The 15,818-nt window shown below is 66.0% G+C and carries 16 protein-coding genes; 7 read left to right on the top strand and 9 right to left on the bottom strand.

The genetic code is table 11. From position 1 onward, the window contains the following. Nucleotides 1-179 precede the first annotated feature (179 nt). The gene (locus NPX02_RS05400; protein WP_260292412.1) at nucleotides 180-1,670 is read left to right on the top strand and encodes a sigma 54-interacting transcriptional regulator; all 1,491 of its coding nucleotides are present in this window, start codon (nucleotides 180-182) and stop codon (nucleotides 1,668-1,670) included. 18 nt (nucleotides 1,671-1,688) lie between these two features. Here the strand turns inward: NPX02_RS05400 and NPX02_RS05405 are convergent, their stop codons facing one another. Together NPX02_RS05405 and NPX02_RS05410 are read right to left on the bottom strand one after the other, a co-directional pair. Next, nucleotides 1,689-3,170, bottom strand: coding sequence for a phospholipase D-like domain-containing protein (locus NPX02_RS05405; protein WP_260292413.1), 1,482 nt, complete (start codon nucleotides 3,168-3,170; stop codon nucleotides 1,689-1,691). A 241-nt stretch (nucleotides 3,171-3,411) separates the two neighbouring features. After that, nucleotides 3,412-3,777, bottom strand: coding sequence for a TusE/DsrC/DsvC family sulfur relay protein (locus NPX02_RS05410; protein ID WP_260292415.1), 366 nt, complete (start codon nucleotides 3,775-3,777; stop codon nucleotides 3,412-3,414). Between the two features lie 143 nt (nucleotides 3,778-3,920). Here NPX02_RS05410 and NPX02_RS05415 point away from each other — a divergent pair, with 143 nt between their 5' ends. The 6 genes from NPX02_RS05415 (at nucleotide 3,921) to NPX02_RS05440 (ending at nucleotide 9,298) form a co-directional block, all read left to right on the top strand. Next, nucleotides 3,921-4,802, top strand: coding sequence for a LysR family transcriptional regulator (locus tag NPX02_RS05415; protein WP_260292416.1), 882 nt, complete (start codon nucleotides 3,921-3,923; stop codon nucleotides 4,800-4,802). Between the two features lie 133 nt (nucleotides 4,803-4,935). Next, a complete protein-coding gene (locus NPX02_RS05420; protein WP_260292417.1) occupies nucleotides 4,936-5,544 on the top strand; it encodes a TetR/AcrR family transcriptional regulator in 609 nt (202 codons plus the stop codon). Next, the gene (locus NPX02_RS05425; protein WP_260292418.1) at nucleotides 5,541-6,692 is read left to right on the top strand and encodes an efflux RND transporter periplasmic adaptor subunit; all 1,152 of its coding nucleotides are present in this window, start codon (nucleotides 5,541-5,543) and stop codon (nucleotides 6,690-6,692) included. The genes NPX02_RS05420 and NPX02_RS05425 overlap by 4 nt, the downstream gene beginning before the upstream one ends. Continuing rightward, nucleotides 6,689-7,891, top strand: coding sequence for an ABC transporter permease (locus NPX02_RS05430; RefSeq protein WP_260292419.1), 1,203 nt, complete (start codon nucleotides 6,689-6,691; stop codon nucleotides 7,889-7,891). The genes NPX02_RS05425 and NPX02_RS05430 overlap by 4 nt, the downstream gene beginning before the upstream one ends. A 1-nt stretch (nucleotide 7,892) precedes the next feature. Next, entirely contained in the window at nucleotides 7,893-8,603 is a 711-nt protein-coding gene (locus tag NPX02_RS05435; protein WP_260292420.1) for an ABC transporter ATP-binding protein, read from the top strand. 89 nt (nucleotides 8,604-8,692) lie between these two features. Further along, nucleotides 8,693-9,298 (top strand): PaaI family thioesterase, encoded by a 606-nt coding sequence (locus NPX02_RS05440; RefSeq protein WP_335342514.1) that lies wholly within the window; start codon nucleotides 8,693-8,695, stop codon nucleotides 9,296-9,298. A 212-nt stretch (nucleotides 9,299-9,510) separates the two neighbouring features. Here NPX02_RS05440 and modC read toward each other — a convergent pair whose 3' ends face one another. The 7 genes from modC to rsxC form a co-directional block, all read right to left on the bottom strand. After that, nucleotides 9,511-10,584, bottom strand: coding sequence for a molybdenum ABC transporter ATP-binding protein (modC, locus tag NPX02_RS05445; RefSeq protein WP_260292421.1), 1,074 nt, complete (start codon nucleotides 10,582-10,584; stop codon nucleotides 9,511-9,513). Nucleotides 10,585-10,593: 9 nt separating this feature from the next. Next, nucleotides 10,594-11,268: a molybdate ABC transporter permease subunit gene (gene modB, locus NPX02_RS05450; protein ID WP_260292422.1), complete on the bottom strand. Its 675-nt coding sequence runs from the start codon at nucleotides 11,266-11,268 to the stop codon at nucleotides 10,594-10,596. Nucleotides 11,269-11,302: 34 nt separating this feature from the next. Continuing rightward, nucleotides 11,303-11,563 (bottom strand): RnfH family protein, encoded by a 261-nt coding sequence (locus NPX02_RS05455; protein WP_260292423.1) that lies wholly within the window; start codon nucleotides 11,561-11,563, stop codon nucleotides 11,303-11,305. Nucleotides 11,564-11,855: 292 nt separating this feature from the next. Further along, nucleotides 11,856-12,551: an electron transport complex subunit E gene (locus NPX02_RS05460; protein WP_260292425.1), complete on the bottom strand. Its 696-nt coding sequence runs from the start codon at nucleotides 12,549-12,551 to the stop codon at nucleotides 11,856-11,858. Beyond that, nucleotides 12,544-13,194, bottom strand: a complete 651-nt coding sequence (gene rsxG, locus NPX02_RS05465; RefSeq protein ID WP_260292427.1) for an electron transport complex subunit RsxG — start codon at nucleotides 13,192-13,194, stop codon at nucleotides 12,544-12,546. The genes NPX02_RS05460 and rsxG overlap by 8 nt, the downstream gene beginning before the upstream one ends. Further along, nucleotides 13,194-14,288 (bottom strand): RnfABCDGE type electron transport complex subunit D, encoded by a 1,095-nt coding sequence (locus NPX02_RS05470; protein ID WP_260292429.1) that lies wholly within the window; start codon nucleotides 14,286-14,288, stop codon nucleotides 13,194-13,196. Before NPX02_RS05470 ends, rsxG begins: the two co-directional genes overlap by 1 nt. Continuing rightward, the gene (rsxC, locus tag NPX02_RS05475; RefSeq protein ID WP_260292431.1) at nucleotides 14,285-15,817 is read right to left on the bottom strand and encodes an electron transport complex subunit RsxC; all 1,533 of its coding nucleotides are present in this window, start codon (nucleotides 15,815-15,817) and stop codon (nucleotides 14,285-14,287) included. Before rsxC ends, NPX02_RS05470 begins: the two co-directional genes overlap by 4 nt. Between the last annotated feature and the right edge of the window lies 1 nt (nucleotide 15,818).

The following is a 15,818-nucleotide window of genomic DNA, read 5'->3' on the forward strand; positions in this document are numbered from 1 at the left end:
AAATGCATGCATGATATACAAAAAATGTATAATTTATGGTAACTATTCACGGGGCGATAGGCCTATCTTGCCGGCCTCACATGATGGCTGGATCGAGATCGGCCAACAAGGCAGGCCTATCACTTACAGACAGGGTGAGTAGTTACAATTCATGAAGTGAAAAAATCAGGGGCACAAGCATGCTGAACGAGAGGGAGAGGCAGTTTCTCCAGCAACTGGAGGAGACCATATACAGCAACCCGTTCAGTATCGATCCGGCGCTATTGGGGGCGCGTTTTCCTGGTGTGTCCCCCGGTATTTCTCCAGGGCGCGAAGGGCTGGATAGCGGTGCCCACTACTTCAGCGTGATCGCGGCTCCGCTGGAGCGGATGCTGGCCGGTCTGGCGGAACGCGGCATCACCCGCCTGCAGCAACTCAGCGGTGAAGAGCGTGAATGGCTGAAACACGGCCTGTTGTTTCGCAGCTACCATAACTGTACCGAAGCGCTGGACCGTCATATCGAACAGCAACTGGCGCAGCCGGATCGCCCGCTGCCGGTCCCCTTCGCCAAGGCGGTGGTGGGCGAGCTGGAGCAGTGCGGCTTTTCCGCGCGCGAGGCGCTGCGCTATTTCGGTTTCTTTTTCCAATTGCGCCGCGCCTACTATTTTATCGATCGGGCGCTGGTGGGACGCACGGCCTCCATGCAGGCGCTGCGGCGCGGCTTGTGGAATCTGCTGTTCACCGAGGATGCGCGTCTCTATGACCGCTATCTGTGGGACCGGATGGAGGACTTCTCGACCCTGTTGCTGGGCGAGACCGGTACCGGCAAGGGCGCGGCAGCGGCGGCCATCGGGCGCTCCGGCTATATCCCCTACGACCCCCAGGGCGGCTGTTTCCGTAGCGCCTTCACCCAGGCCTTTATCGCCACCAACCTGTCCCAGTTTACGGAAAACCTCATCGAATCGGAGCTGTTCGGGCATCGCAAGGGGGCGTTTACCGGGGCGGTGGACACTCACACGGGGCTGTTGGGCCGCTGCAGCCGTTACGGCTCCCTGTTCCTCGATGAGATCGGGGATGTCAGCGTTACCGTACAGATCAAGCTGCTCAAGGTATTACAGGAGCGGCGCTTCTCCCCGGTGGGAAGCCATGAAGAGAAGCGCTTCTCCGGACGCCTCGTGGCCGCGACCAACCGGTCCCTGCCGGAACTGCGCCAGAGCGGCCGCTTCCGGGATGACTTCTACTACCGGGTGAGTTCGCAGGTCCTGCACATGCCCTCGCTCCGCCAGCGACTGGCGGAGTCCCCGGAGGAGCTGGTGTTGATGGTGAGACTGCTGCTCGAACGCATGCTGGGCGGCCCCGTCGAGCAGGTACTCGATCAGGTGATGGGCATTATCAAACGGGATCTGCCGGCCGATTATCCGTGGCCGGGAAATGTGCGGGAACTGGAACAGGTGATACGTCGCTGTCTGTTGTCCCGACAGCTGCTTCCGGAGGAGTTCGCCTGGGAGTCGCGGGCAGACGACGGGGAGTGGTCGGTCGGCCAGGCGCCGACGGCGCGCCAGCTGCTAAGCCGGTATTGCGAGCAGCTTTTCCGTCGCTATGGCACCTACGAGGCGGTCGCCCGACACTCGGGACTGGATCGCCGGACGGTGAAGAAATACCTGGAGATGACTACTGCGGAGTCCGGTTGACGGCCCTAGGGACAGATCCTACAGCAACGGCTCCAGCGGCATCAGCTCCCAGAACCACAGCTTTACCCGCTTCCTGATGCCGCCACCGTTTTCCGCATTGTCCGCGCCGGCACGCCAGCTGTTCTCCGGTTGCATATCCCGTTCAATGGCCTGCCTGAGCTGACGGGCAATCCCGGCGTCATGAATCACTACCCCGACCTCCGTGTTCAGGTTGGCCGAGCGGGGGTCCAGGTTGAAGGTGCCGATATAGGCGATCCGGTCATCCACCACCAGGGACTTGGCGTGAATGGCGAACAGCGGCGGTTCGCGGGTCGGCGGGACCGGGCGGGTCATCAACTCCCGTGCGATCGGTGCGTCGTGCTTGAACTCATAGATCTCCAGCCCGGCCGCCAGCAGCGCGTCCCGCTGTTTGGCGTAACCGGAGTAGGCCTGAAGGTTGTCGGTGGAGGCCAGGGAGTTGGTGACGATGCGCACCTGGACGCCGCGCCGGATCAAATCGCTGAACAGGGCCAGGCCGCCCTCGGGCATGACCAGGTAGGGGCTCTGGATGGTGATGCTCCGACGCGACCCGGCGATCAGTTCGACCAGTGAGCGGGTGGTGTTGCCGCCACCGCCCAGTCCCTCATGGCCCGGATTCTTGCCGGGCTGGTCACTGATGAAGCGAACATCCGTCCAGCGCATCGCAGCGATCATGGCGGGTGCGTCACTGGCCATCCTGGCCAGTGCGTCACGCACCTCCGGGGCGAAGTTGGCGGGGTCTTTGGCGTAACCATGCAGCCAGACGCGGTAGGCGTCGACCTGCCGCGTCGACAGGTTCGACTGCTCATCCGCCAACAGCCGCTCCAGCGGGACGCTGAGCGGGTGGTCCCAGAATTGCTCGAAGCTCTGCTGCATCCGTTGCACCACGGGGCCGCCCAGCAGCACATCCCGGTCACGGAAGTTGTACTCCTGGTCATGGTCGTAATACTCATCGGCCATGTTGCGGCCGCCGGTGATGGCCGCGGTGCCATCGTAGATCACGCTCTTGTCATGCATGCGCTGATTGGAGGCACGGAAATCACTCACCAGTCCCCAGGCGCGCCGCCAGAAAGAGACGCCAACCGAGTGCATCGGATTGTAGATGCGGATCTGCACATTGGGGTGGGCGGCCAGGGAGAGCAGGGTTTCGGCTTCGGCATCGATCAACAGGTCATCGACGATAATGCGCACCTTTATCCCGCGCTCGGCCGCGCGCAGCAGCGCCTCGCTGGAGAGGGTGCCGATGTTGTCGGTGCTCCAGATGAAGTACTGCACGTCGATGGAGCGCCTGGCCTGTTCCACCAGCCAGGCCCGCGCCAGCAACGACTGCTCCCCTTTCTCCAGCAGGTAGACCCCGCTCTTGCCCGGATGATCGCCGGCGATCCGGGGCAGATCGGCCAGCTGGAGCCCGGCCGAGCAAGGCACGAGGGGCGCGAGCAGCAGCAGCAGGGTGAACAGGGCACGAGTCAAAAGGTGGGCCATTGATGTGTTCTTGAGTTGTGGAAGCAGGTCCTGTTACGGTGGCCGGGCGGTGCCGGGGATCGCGCTTCCGGCTTGAAGCGGATCGACCGCGCCAGTTTAATCGACTCCCGCCCTTCTCAACAGGGCCGGTCACCGAATTTGCTGCGTCAGCCGCTGTTGGTCGGCGGGTAGGTGAAGGGCTCTGGCTGGTGAAACGGGGAGAGGAGGGTGGGTTGGCGCCGGGTGCGGCGCGGATGAATGCTCAGTGTTCACCCTTGGTCTTGCGAATGCCCGCCAGACGATTGCCCTGTTTCTGCGGCCCACCCATGGGGAAGATGTCGTGCAGATAGCGGGTGTTGCCCCGTTCGCTTCCCCAGACCTTTCTGAAGTGCTTGATCATGTCGCGCACCTGGGCCTGCACATGGTGCTGGTGATAGTAATCGCGGATGAAAAGGATCACCTCCCAATGTTCCTCCGTCAGTGTCAGGTGCTCTTTTGCCGCCTGCGCCAGGGCAAAGCCTTCAGACCAGTCGTCCAAATCCTGGATATAACCCTCCTGATCGGTGGCGATCCGCTGGTTATCGAAGGTGACGTATTCGGTGCGTATGGCAAAGGGATTGGTTTTCATCGATTCCTCGCGCTGCGGCAGGCGGTACTGGAGTCAGTATAAATAGGGGAGCAGCATTCAACAAACGAATATTATTGTTATTTAATATCGTAATATTCGATATGATAAGGCCATCCGCACCTGGCCGAGGAGGGCTGCCATCCATGGACATCGAGTTCGCCCGCACCTTTCTGGCGGTGACCGCCGCCGGCAACTTTGTCGGCGCCGCGGCCAAACTGCACATCACCCAATCGACCGTCAGTGCCCGTATCAAGACCCTGGAGCGGCAGTTGGGAACCCCGCTGTTCCGGCGTGGCCGCGGCGGCGCCGAACTGACGGCGGCGGGACGGCGTTTTCTGCGCCACGCCAAGGTGCTGGTGCGCACCTATGAGCAGGCGCGTCATGACGTGGGGCTCTCCAGCGGTTTCAGCGCCGGGCTGACCCTGCAGGGACGCATCGCCCTGTGGGACGGATTCCTGCCGCACTGGGTGGAGTGGATGCGCCGGAGCGCGCCGGACATCTCGCTGCGGCTGGAGATCGGCTTCGAAGAGGGGATCATGCAGGGACTGGTGCAGGGGGATATCGATATCGGCGTGCTCTACACCCCGCAAAGCCGGCCCACCATCGCCGCCGAGTATATTTTCGGCGAATCGCTGGTGCTGATGACCAGCGCCCCGGACCGCCGCTGGCAGGACTCCAGCTATGTGCACGTCGACTGGGGGCCGGAATTCCTGGCCCAGTTCTCCGCCCGCTTTCCGGACATGGACACCTCGGCGCAGCGGGTCAATATCGGCTGGCTCGCCATGCAGTTGATCAGCAATCACGGCGGCTCCGCCTACTTCCCGGTGCGCCTGGTGCGCAAGCTGATCCGTTCGCAGCGGCTGTTTCCGGTGGAGGATAGTCCGCTCATCACCCTGCCGGTCTACATGGTCTATCCGCTGGACCGGCATGAGCCGCACATCGTCACCGCCATTACCGGCCTGCGTGAACTGGGGGGCGAGGAGGACCTGCGGCAATCGAGGGACGACCTCGCTCCCCTCGCCTGATTCTACCCGCTCGGGTCGGGCGTCGGCCCCTGTTCCACCCACGGCATGGCGTCTTCTTCCGCTCAAGCAGATTGACAAGACGATTAAAAGGTATAAAGTGAGTAACTAATTACTATCTTTATTGGGAGCAATCATGGCACTTCATGTCAAACACCTGCCGGCCGAGGAGCGGCGCGCCATCACGGTCGAGACGGTGGTGGAACTGGCTGCCGAACAGAATCCCAGCGACATCACCACCGCCGCCATCGCCAAGCGCATGGGGCTCACCCAGGGCGCGCTGTTCCGCCATTTCCCCAACAAGGACGCCATCCTGCGCGCGGTGATGGAGTGGGTGGCGGAGCGCCTGTTGTCGCGGGTGGATAAGGCGATCAGGTCGGTCAATTCCCCCGGTGCGGCGCTGGAGGCGATGTTCATGGCCCACGTGGGCTTCGTGGCGGAGCACCCGGGGGTGCCGCGCATGCTGTTCGGCGAGCTGCAGCACGCCGGCGAGACGGCGCCGAAACGCATGGTGCAGACCCTGATCGGCCGCTATGGCGAGCGGGTGCGTAAACTGATCGAGGCCGGCAAGGCGGCGGGGGAGCTCGATCCGGCGCTCGATACCGAGGCGGCCGTCAGCCTGTTTGTCGGCACCATCCAGGGGCTGGTGATGCAGTCGCTGCTGGCGGGCGATGTGCAACGGATCAGCCGTGATGCGCCGCGCGTATTTGCCATCTACCGGCGTGGCATCGGGAGCGGGCGGTGAAACGGCTGCCGATCCAGGGCCGTACCCTGGGGCTGCTGGCGGTGCTGTTGCCGCTGCTGGGGCTGTTCGTCTACGTGGCTGTGCGTTCCGGTCCGCTGGCGCCGGTGCCGGTCACCCTGGCCACCGTGGAAGAACACACTTTATCGCCCGCACTGTTCGGCATCGGCACCGTCGAGGCCCGCTACCGCTACAGGATCGGCCCCACGGTCGCCGGACGGGTCAAGCGCCTGGAGGTGCAGGTCGGTGATCGGGTCCGGGCGGGGCAGCTGCTGGGGGAGATGGAGCCGGTGGACCTGGAGGCCCGGCTGCTGGCCCAGGCGGCGGCACTGAAACGCGCCCGGGCGCAGTTGCGCGAGGCCGAGGCGGCGCACGCCTACGCGCGGTCGCAGGCGTTGCGTTACGAAAAATTGCTCGCCGCGCATACAGTCAGCGAGGAGGTGGTGGCCGGCAAACGGCAGGAACGGCTGTTGACCGGGGCGGCCCTGGACGGGGCTCGCGAGGAGCTGGTGCGCGTCGGCGCGGAACAGGAGGCGCTGCAGGCGCAACGCGACAATCTGCAACTGGTTGCACCGGCCGCCGGTCTGGTGACACTGCGCGGCGCCGATCCCGGCACCACGGTGGTGGCCGGCCAGGCGGTGGTGGAGCTGATCGATACCAACAGCCTGTGGATCAACGTGCGCTTCAACCAGACCGAGGCGCAGGGACTGCGGGCGGCGCTGCCGGCCGGGATCGTGCTGCGTTCCCGTGCCGGGCAGCGGCTGGCGGGCCAGGTGCTGCGGGTCGAACCGCTGGCCGACCAAGTCACCGAGGAGACCCTGGCCAAGGTGAGTTTTGCGCGTCTTCCCGATCCGTTGCCGCCGCTTGGTGAACTGGCGGAGGTGACGGTGAGCCTGCCCGGGTTGCCGTCCGCGCCGGTGATTCCCAATGCCGCGATCCAGCGGGTCAAGGGCCGTCTCGGGGTCTGGCAGGTGAGCGGGGGCGACCTGCGTTTCACCCCGGTCGAGCTGGGTGTTGCCGGTCTCGACGGCCGGGTTCAGGTGCGTGTGGGGCTGAGAAGCGGCGACCGCATCGTTGTCTACAGTGCCCGGGCGCTGAGCGCGCGGAGCCGGATTACCCCGGTGGAGCGTCTGTCCGGAGCCGGGTCGTGATCAGCCTGGCCGGCCGCGATATCCTGCACGCCTGGGGCAAGTTCGTCTTCACCGGCATCGGTCTGGGTCTGCTGATCGGGGTCACCCTGACCATGGCCGGCGTCTATCGCGGCATGGTGGACGACGCCCGGGTGCTGCTGGACAACAGCGGCGCCGACCTCTGGGTGGTGCAGCGGGATACCCTCGGGCCCTATGCCGAATCCTCCAGCCTGCATGATGACGTGTGGCGCGGCGTGCGCGGTCTGCCCGGGGTGGCGCGGGTGGCCAACGTCACCTATCTCACCATGCAGGTACGCCAGGGCGAGCGCGACGTGCGCGCCATGGTGACCGGCATCACCGCCGGCGAGCCCGGCCTGCCCGGCTGGCCGCCCCGCCTGGTGGCCGGGCGCCAGATCACCCGGGGACACTTCGAGGCGGTGGCCGATGTCGCCAGCGGATTCAAACTGGGCGAGCGGATCCAGATCCGCCGCAACGCCTATCGCGTGGTCGGCCTGACCCGGCGCATGGTCTCCTCCAGCGGCGATCCGATGGTGTTTATCCCGCTACGGGATGCCCAGGAGGCGCAGTTTCTCAAGGACAACGAGGCGATCCGCCAGGAGCGTCGGCGCACCGCCGACAATCCCGCCTTCAACCGCCCCGGGGTGCCCGGGCTGCTGGATGCGGTGATCAACTCGCAAAGCAGCAACCCCTACGTCAACGCGGTGCTGGTGCAACTGGCGCCGGGACATGCCGCGGCCACGGTGGCCGATTCGATCCGCCGCTGGAAGCGGCTCACCGTCTACACCCGCCCGCAGATGGAGGAGATCCTGGTCGGCAAGCTGATCGCCACCTCGGCCCGGCAGATCGGCATGTTCCTGGTGATCCTGGCCATTGTCAGCGCGGCCATCGTGGCCTTCATCATCTACACCCTGACGCTGGGCAAGATCCGCGAGATCGCGGTGTTGAAGCTGATCGGCACCCGCAACCGCACCATCGCCGCGCTGATCCTGCAGCAGGCGATCGCCCTCGGGGTGATCGGCTTCGCGGTGGGCAAGATCACCGCCACCTTTTGGGCGCCGGTGTTCCCTAAGTACGTGCTGCTGCTGCCGCTGGATTCAGTGATCGGATTCGGCGCGGTGGTGGTGATCTGCGTGCTGGCGAGCGTGATCGCCATCCGCGCCGCCCTAAAGGTCGACCCGGCCGAAGCGATCGGAGGTTGAGATGAGCGGCAAGGGTATCCGCATCGAAGGTTTGACCAAACGCTACGGCCGGGGCGACACCGCCGTGGACGCCCTGAAGGGGGTCGACATGCAGGTGGCCCCAGGCGAGGTGGTGGGGCTGATCGGGCCCTCGGGATCGGGCAAGAGCACCCTGCTCAAGTGCCTGGGCGCGGTCATCGAACCGACCGCCGGGCGCATGATCCTGGGTGACGAGGTGATCTACGACGACGGCTGGCGAGTGGGCGATCTGCGCGCCCTGCGGCGTGACCGGATCGGCTTCGTGTTCCAGGCCCCCTACCTGATTCCGTTTCTCGATGTGACCGACAACGTGGCGCTGCTGCCGATGTTGGCCGGACAGCCGAACGCGGAGTCCCGCCGCCGGGCGCTGGAACTGCTGCAGGGGCTCGATGTGCAGCACCGCGCCCGGGCCATGCCGTCGCAGCTCTCCGGCGGCGAGCAGCAGCGCGTGGCGATCGCCCGCGGCCTGGTCAACCGGCCGCCGGTGATCCTGGCCGACGAACCGACCGCGCCGCTGGACAGCGAGCGGGCACTGGGGGTGATGCGCATCCTGAACCGGATGGCACGCCGCTTCGAGACCGCCATTATCGTCGTCACCCATGATGAGAAGATCATCCCGACCTTCCGGCGCATCTACCACATCCGGGACGGCGTAACCTACGAGGAGGCCGGCCAGGGGCGGGGCTTCGATTAGGCGGGTCGCCGTGTTCCGGCCACGCACCGCCCGCTGTCCAACCCGGCCGTTCAACCCCGCCATTCAACGGGCCAACGAGGGAGCCAGGCATGCGCAATCAGGTCAACATCAGCGGCGAGGGGCTGCGTCTCCTGCTCGAGGATCGGGCGGCCGGTCGACGCGGCGCGCAGCTGTCACCGCTCTCTGATAGACTTTTTCCTGAATGCCCGGAGTCTCCAGGCCGGACACCCTCGCACCCGAGGAGAAGCACCATGTCGATCGATATGACGCCGCACTATCACGCCCTGCAACGCATGTACCTGGCGGCCCCGATCAACCAGCTCTACCAGCCGGAGATCACCGTCGCGGAAGGCTGGGCGGAGGTCTCTATCGAGCTGCGGGAGGAGTACCACCACTCGGCGGGGGCGGTGCACGGCTCGGTCTATTTCAAGATGCTGGACGATGCGGCCTACTTCGCCGCCAGCTCCCTGGAACCGGAGGTGTTCGTCCTCACCGCCTCCTTCACCACCTACCTGATCCGGCCGGTCGCCAGCGGCGAGATGCGCGCGGTGGGCCGGGTGGTGAGCCAGACCCGCACCCAGTTCATTGTCGAGTCGATCGCCTACAACGCCCGCGGGCAGGAGCTGGCGCGCGGCAACGGCATCTTCGTCAAGGGCAAGCACCGTTTGGACGAGGCGCTCGGTTACGCCGAATAGGGCGGCCCTGGCCCGTGTGGATGGTAGGGTGGGTTAGCGGCGCACAGGCACGTTGCTACCAGGTCACGATCACGCTTGGGTGCCGCGTAACCCACCGACTCCTCAACCGCCAACCGACGGCACGTTCGGCCAGACATCCGCCGTGTACGGCAAGCTGTCCGTTTGATGGGTTACGTCGTTCCTCCTTCACCCATCCGCCGTTGTTGGTGCCACTAGTCTATCAGCGCCACACTCTTGACCTGGGCATAGAGCCGGCACCCCTCGTGCAGGCCGATAGCCATGGCCGAGCGCCGGGTGATGCGCGACAGCAGGGTCTGGCCATCCTCCAGCTCCAGGCGCACCAGCAGTTGGCTGGGGCTGATCTCCTGGGTGTCCACCACCCGCCCCGGCAGGATATTGATGATGCTGGTATCGGAATGGGCTCGTAGCGACAGGCTCACATCGCGGGCCTGGATCTCCACCCGCGCCCGCTTGCCCACCGGTAGCTCCTGCCGGGGCACGGCGACGCGGCCGCCGAGCATGCCGATCCAGGTGAGGTGGTAGGTCGGATCATGGGCCGATATGCTCCCCTCCAGGATGGAGGTGGCGTCGGCGTAGCGCGCCAGGGAGAGATCCAGGCGCGTCATCATGCTGGAGGCCTCCCCGTAGGCCACCACCTTGCCCTGGTCCAGCAGCACCACCTGGTCGGCCAGCCGGGCGACCTCCCGGGGGTCGTGGGAGACATAGAGCGACGGGATGCCGAACTCGTCATGCAGCGACTCCAGGTAGGGCAGGATGGCCTGCCTGGCGGCATGATCCAGGGCCGAGAGCGGTTCATCCATCAGCAGCAGCCGGGGCGAGGTGAGCAGCGCCCGGGCGATCGCCACCCGCTGACGCTCGCCGCCGGACAGCCGGTGGGTGGCCCGTTGCAGCAGCGGTCCGATCCCCAGCAGCTCCACCGCGCTGTCGAAGGCGATCTTGCGCTCCGCGGCCGGGATCTGGCGCCAGCCATACTCCAGGTTGCGGCGCACCGAGAGGTGCGGGAACAGACTCGCCTCCTGGAACACGTAGCCCAGGGGGCGCCGGTGGGTCGGCACGAAGTGGCCGTTGTCCTGCCACAGTTCGCCATTGACGCAAACGCGGCCGTGATCCGTCCGCAGCAGTCCGGCGACGGCCCGCAGCACGCTGGTCTTGCCCGAGCCGGAGTGGCCGAACAGGGCGGTGACGCCGCTGGCCGGGGTGTTGAACACCACCTCCAGGCTGAAATCGCCCAGCGTGTGGGCCAGCGAGATCTCGATATCACTCATGGATATCACTCATGCCCGGTCCCGGCGCAGCCGCCGCTCGGTCAGATACATGGTGTAGACCACCAGAAAGGAGAACAGCAGCATGCCGCCGGAGAGCCAGTGCGCCTGGCTCCATTCCAGCGACTCCACGTGATCGTAGATGGCCACCGAGATCACCCGGGTCTGGCCGGGGATGTTGCCGCCGATCATCAGGATGACGCCGAACTCCCCCACGGTATGGGCAAAGCCGAGTACCGCGCCGGTGAGAAAGCCGGGCCGGGCCAGGGGCAGGGCGACGGTGAAGAAGCGCCGCAGCGGCGAGGCGCGCAGGGTGGCGGCGACCTCGATGGGGCGCTCCCCCATCGCCTCGAAGGCGTTGCGGATCGGCTGTACCACGAAGGGCAGGGAGTAGATCACCGAGCCGACCACCAGCCCAGCGAAGGTGAAGGGCAGGGTGCCGATACCCAGCGCCAGTGTGAGTTCGCCGATGGGGCCGTCCGGTCCCAGCATCAGCAGCAGGTAGAAGCCCAGCACGGTCGGCGGCAGCACCAGCGGCAGGGCCACCAGGGTGCCGATCAACTCCGTCCACCAGGCCCGCGAGTTGGCCAGCCACCAGGCCAGCGGGGTGCCCAGCAGCAGCAGTACCAGGGTGGTGGTGGTCGCCAGCTTCAGGGTCAGCCAGACGGTCAGCCAGTCAACGGCCATTCAATATCTCCGCGGTGGCGCGCCGGGGCGCGGGTCAAGTATCACGCCGTTCGACCAGTTCCGGATCGGCGGTGATGGCGCGGTAGATCTCGATGCGCGCGCCCTCCTCGGCCGGGGCGTCCAGTTTCATCACCTTGCCGAAGATGCCCACTTTCTGCTTCTCCAGATCGATCTCCGGGAACTGCCGGAGCAGGCCGGAGTGTTCGATGGCCTGGCGCAGCGTGCTGCCGTCCGGCACCTCCAGCTTCAGCCACACCTGCTTGAATCTGTCCGCATAGGCGACGCCTACGTTCATGGTCGAATACCTCCTGGTACAGCGTAAATTTGGGTATACAGTCGTACGCTTCGATCGATGCGGTTGCTCACTGCATCCTGTGTCCCTTGTAGCCTGGATGAAGCCCGCCCCACGAAAGCCCGAATAACACGGATCCCCGCGCGGGCGGAATCCGGGGCCTTAGGGCACCTGCTTTAATCCCCCCGGATTGCGCCGCTTCGGGTGCTCGCGCTAATGCCTGTTTCGGTAGTGGCGGCTTCATCCAGGCTACGGGGCTGCATAGGCGACGCCTACGTTCATGGCCTGTTACCTCCTACCGGGCCGCTTCGCCGGCCGGCGTATCGATGGCTTCCAGTGCGCGCCGGCGCCGCGCCGCCACCGCCCGGTCGATCAGCCGCTTGCCCGCCAGCAGGCAACCGAGCACGATAAAACCGCCGGGCGGCAGGATGATCAGCAGAAAACCCTTGTAGTCGGGGATCAGCACCAGCTCCAGGAACCGCGCCCAGGAACCCAGCAGCAGCGCGGCATTGGCAAACAGGGTGCCGCTGCCCAGCAGCTCGCGGCTGGCCCCCAGGATCACCAGCGCCAGGGTAAAGCCGAGCCCCATCATCAGCCCGTCCAGCAGGGCCGGCAGCGCGTGGTTGCGCGAGGCGAAGGACTCGGCACGCCCGAGGATGGCGCAGTTGGTGACAATCAGCGGAATGAACAGCCCCAGGACCTTGTGCAGGTCATGCAGCCAGGCATTCAGGAACATGTCCGTCAGGGTGACCAGCACGGCGATGATGAGCACGAACACCGGGATGCGCACCTGCGGGGTGATGAGGTTGCGCAGCAGCGAGATCAGCAGCCCGGAGGCGACCATCACCGCGGTCGAGGCGAGCCCCATGCCCAGTCCGTTACTGGCGGTGCCGGTGACGGCCAGCAGCGGGCAGAGTGCCAGGGTCTGGGCAAACACGATGTTGTTGTCCCAGATGCCGTCTTTGACGATACGCCGGTAGTCGCTACTCATGGAGCGCTCCTTCCACCCGGACCACAGGCAGGCCCTTGCTCAGGGGCGCTTCCAGTAGCCGGGTCTTTTGCTGCCGATAGAAAACCAGTCCATTCTCGATCGCCTTCACCACGGCACGCGGGGTGATGGTGGCGCCGCTGAAGGCGTCGAAGCGGCCGCCGTCCTTCTTCACCTTCCACTTCTCCTGTGGCGGATCGCCAAGGGAGAGGCCGTTGAAATCGAGTATCCAGTCGCTCTTCGCCACCTCGATACCGTCTCCCAGACCGGGGGTCTCGGCGTGGGTGAGCACGCGCACGCCGAGGATCTTTCCGGTCGCGTCCAGCCCCAGGATCAGGCGGATCTCCCCGGCGTAGCCTTGGCTGCTGATCGGGTAGGCCAGGGCAGTCACCTGCCCATCGTGGATGCCGCGGTAGATGGTGATGGGCGTTCCGTCCGGTCCGGGCAGTTGCAGCGGATCGGCCAGTAGGTCGTTGCTGTAGTGACTTTCCGGCACCACCTGGCGCAGCGAGACCAACAGGTCCTCGCGCTGCCGCTCCTGGATGGCGTCGCGGGTAACCAGGTTGCCGGCCACCAGCAGCACCGTGGCCAAAGTCGAGAAGCCGCCCAGCAGCAGGGCCGGATAGAGGATGCGTTTACCGGCCATCAGGCATTGCCTCCCTTCTCCGCTTGCTCCGTATAGCTCAACGGCTCGCCCTTGCGGTCGCGGCCGTAGATGCGCGGTTTCAGGTAGTGATCGATCAGCGGGGTGCAGGCGTTCATCAGCATCACCGCGAAGGCGACGCCCTCGGGATAGCCGGCCCAGGTGCGGGTGACATACACCAGCAGGCCGCAACCGGCGCCAAACAGCAGCTGGCCACGTAGCGAGACCGGGGAGGTCACCAGGTCGGTGGCAATGAAAAACGCACCCAGGATGGCCGCGCCCGAAAGCAGGTGGGTCAGGGGGCCGACGTAGTGATCGGGATCGAGCAGGTGGAACAGGCTCGCCAGTAGCGCCAGGGTGCCCAGCATGGCCAGCGGGATATGCCAGGTGATGATGCGTTTATAGAGCAGGAACAGGCCGCCGAGCAGGATCAGCAGGGCGGAGGTCTCGCCCAGGCTGCCGGCGGCCTCGCCGCCGATCAGTTGCCACAGGCTGGCAGTACCCGCGGCGGCCTGATCCAGGGTCACTCCACGGCCCAGTTCCGTCTTGAAGTGGCCCAGGGTGGTGGCGCTGCTGACGGCATCGAATCCGACCGGGTTGCCGAAGGTGATGGTCAGGCTCTCCACAAGCCCTGGTGCCTGGGCCGAGAACAGCGGCGCGGGGGCGGTGAACAGGGTCATCTCCAGGGGGGATGAGATCAGCAGCGCCACCCGCGCCACCATCGCCGGGTTGAACAGGTTCTGCCCGATCCCGCCGAACATCTGCTTACCGACGATGATTGCCAGCAGCGACCCCACCACGCCGATCCACCAGGGCGCCCAGGGCGGCAGGGTCAGCGCCAGCAGCCAGCCGGTGAGCAGGGCGGAGCCGTCCAGCAGGAACGGCCGCGGCGGCTTGCCGGCGAGGCGCAGCGACAGCGCCTCGGCCAGCACGGCGGCGAGCAGGGTGCTGGCGAACAAGAACACCGCCGGCCAGCCGAACTGGTAGAAACCGAACAGGGTGGCGGGCAGCAGCGCCAGCATCACCAGCCCCATGGTGCGGCCGATGCTGGTCCGGGCATGAGTATAGGGGGCGGAGCGGGGGGACTTCACGGTCATGGGTTTGCCTCGGCCTGGGCATTTTCAGCCGGCGTGGTTTCAGCCGGTGCGGCCTCGGCCGGCGGTGCTTTCTTGGCTTCCTGCGCTTGCTTGCGTTTCAGCATGGCCGCCCGCTTGGCCTGCTTGGCCGCTTCCATGCGGGCGCTGCGCGCCTCCGCCAGGCGCTTGGTCTCGCCCTGCTTGTGCTGGGCGCGCTGGCGCGCGGCCAGCTCGCCCTTGGCGTAGTTGAAACAGTGCACCAGCGGGATATGGGAGGGACAGACATAGGCGCAGGAGCCGCAGGCGATGCAGTCGAGCAGGCCCAGTCTCACCGAACTGTCCAGGCTGCCGGCGCGAATGTGGGCCTCCATCTCCAGCGGTACCAAGCCGCACGGGCAGGCCTGGACACAGCTGGCGCAGCGGATGCAGGGCATCTCCCGGCCCCCCTGGACCTCCTCGTCGGTCAGCGCCAGCAGGCCGTTGCTGCCCTTGACCACCGGCACCCGGGTGCTGGGCAGCGGTTGTCCCATCATCGGGCCGCCGCTGATCAAGCGGCTCGGCTCGCGGGTGAAGCCGCCGCAGTAGTCGATCAGGTGGGAGAGCGGGGTGCCCAGCGGCACCCGCAGGTTGCGCGGGGTGCGGATCGCCCCCCCGGACACCGTCATCACCCGGGAGATCAGCGGGCGGCCATGGCGCAACGCCTCATATACCGCCAGCGCGGTGGCCACGTTATGCACCACGATACCGAGTTCGGCGGTGAGCCCCCGGGCCGGGGTCTCCCGGCCGGTGAGGGTCTGCACCAGGTGCTTTTCGGAACCCATCGGGTAGCGGGTGGGCAGGCCGACCACCGTGACGGCGGGATAAACCCGGGCGGCGGCGCGCATCACCTGCTGGGCGGCCGGCTTGTTGTCCTCGATGGCGAACAGAACCCGTTCCACACCGAGGCCGCGGGCCATCAGCCGCACGCCGTCGAGCACCTGCCCGGGCTGCTCGCGCATCAGCCGGTCATCGCAGGTGAGGTAGGGTTCGCACTCGGCACCGTTGATCACCAGGGTATGCAGGCGATAGCGCTGGCGCAGGTTGAGTTTGACCGCGGAGGGGAAGGTGGCCCCGCCCATGCCGACGATACCGGCCTCGGCGACCCGCCGGGCGATCTCCTCCGGTGCCAGGTTGAAGGGTTCGGCGACCGGATCGAGGCTGTCGATCCACTCATCCCGGCCATCGGGTTTGAGGGTGATGGTGCGCACCGACAGTCCGGAGGCGTGGTGCGCCGGATAACCGCCGATGCCCATGATGCGTCCCGAGGTCGGTGCATGCACCGGGGCGGAGATGGCGCCTTGGCTGCGGGCCAGCAACGCCCCTTTTTTGACCATTTCGCCACGCCTGACCAGCGGCTCGGCCGGCGCGCCGATATGCTGCTGCAGCGGGATATGCAGCAGCGGCGGCATGGGCAGCGGCTCGATCTCCTGCTCGGCGCTCAGCCGCTTGCGGTCCTCGGGGTGAACGCCGCCACGAATACTGAACAGCTTGAATTTTTTCGCTTTATCCATA

The sequence above is a fragment of the Sedimenticola hydrogenitrophicus genome (assembly GCF_025175675.1).
GTDB lineage: Bacteria > Pseudomonadota > Gammaproteobacteria > Chromatiales > Chromatiaceae > Sedimenticola > Sedimenticola hydrogenitrophicus.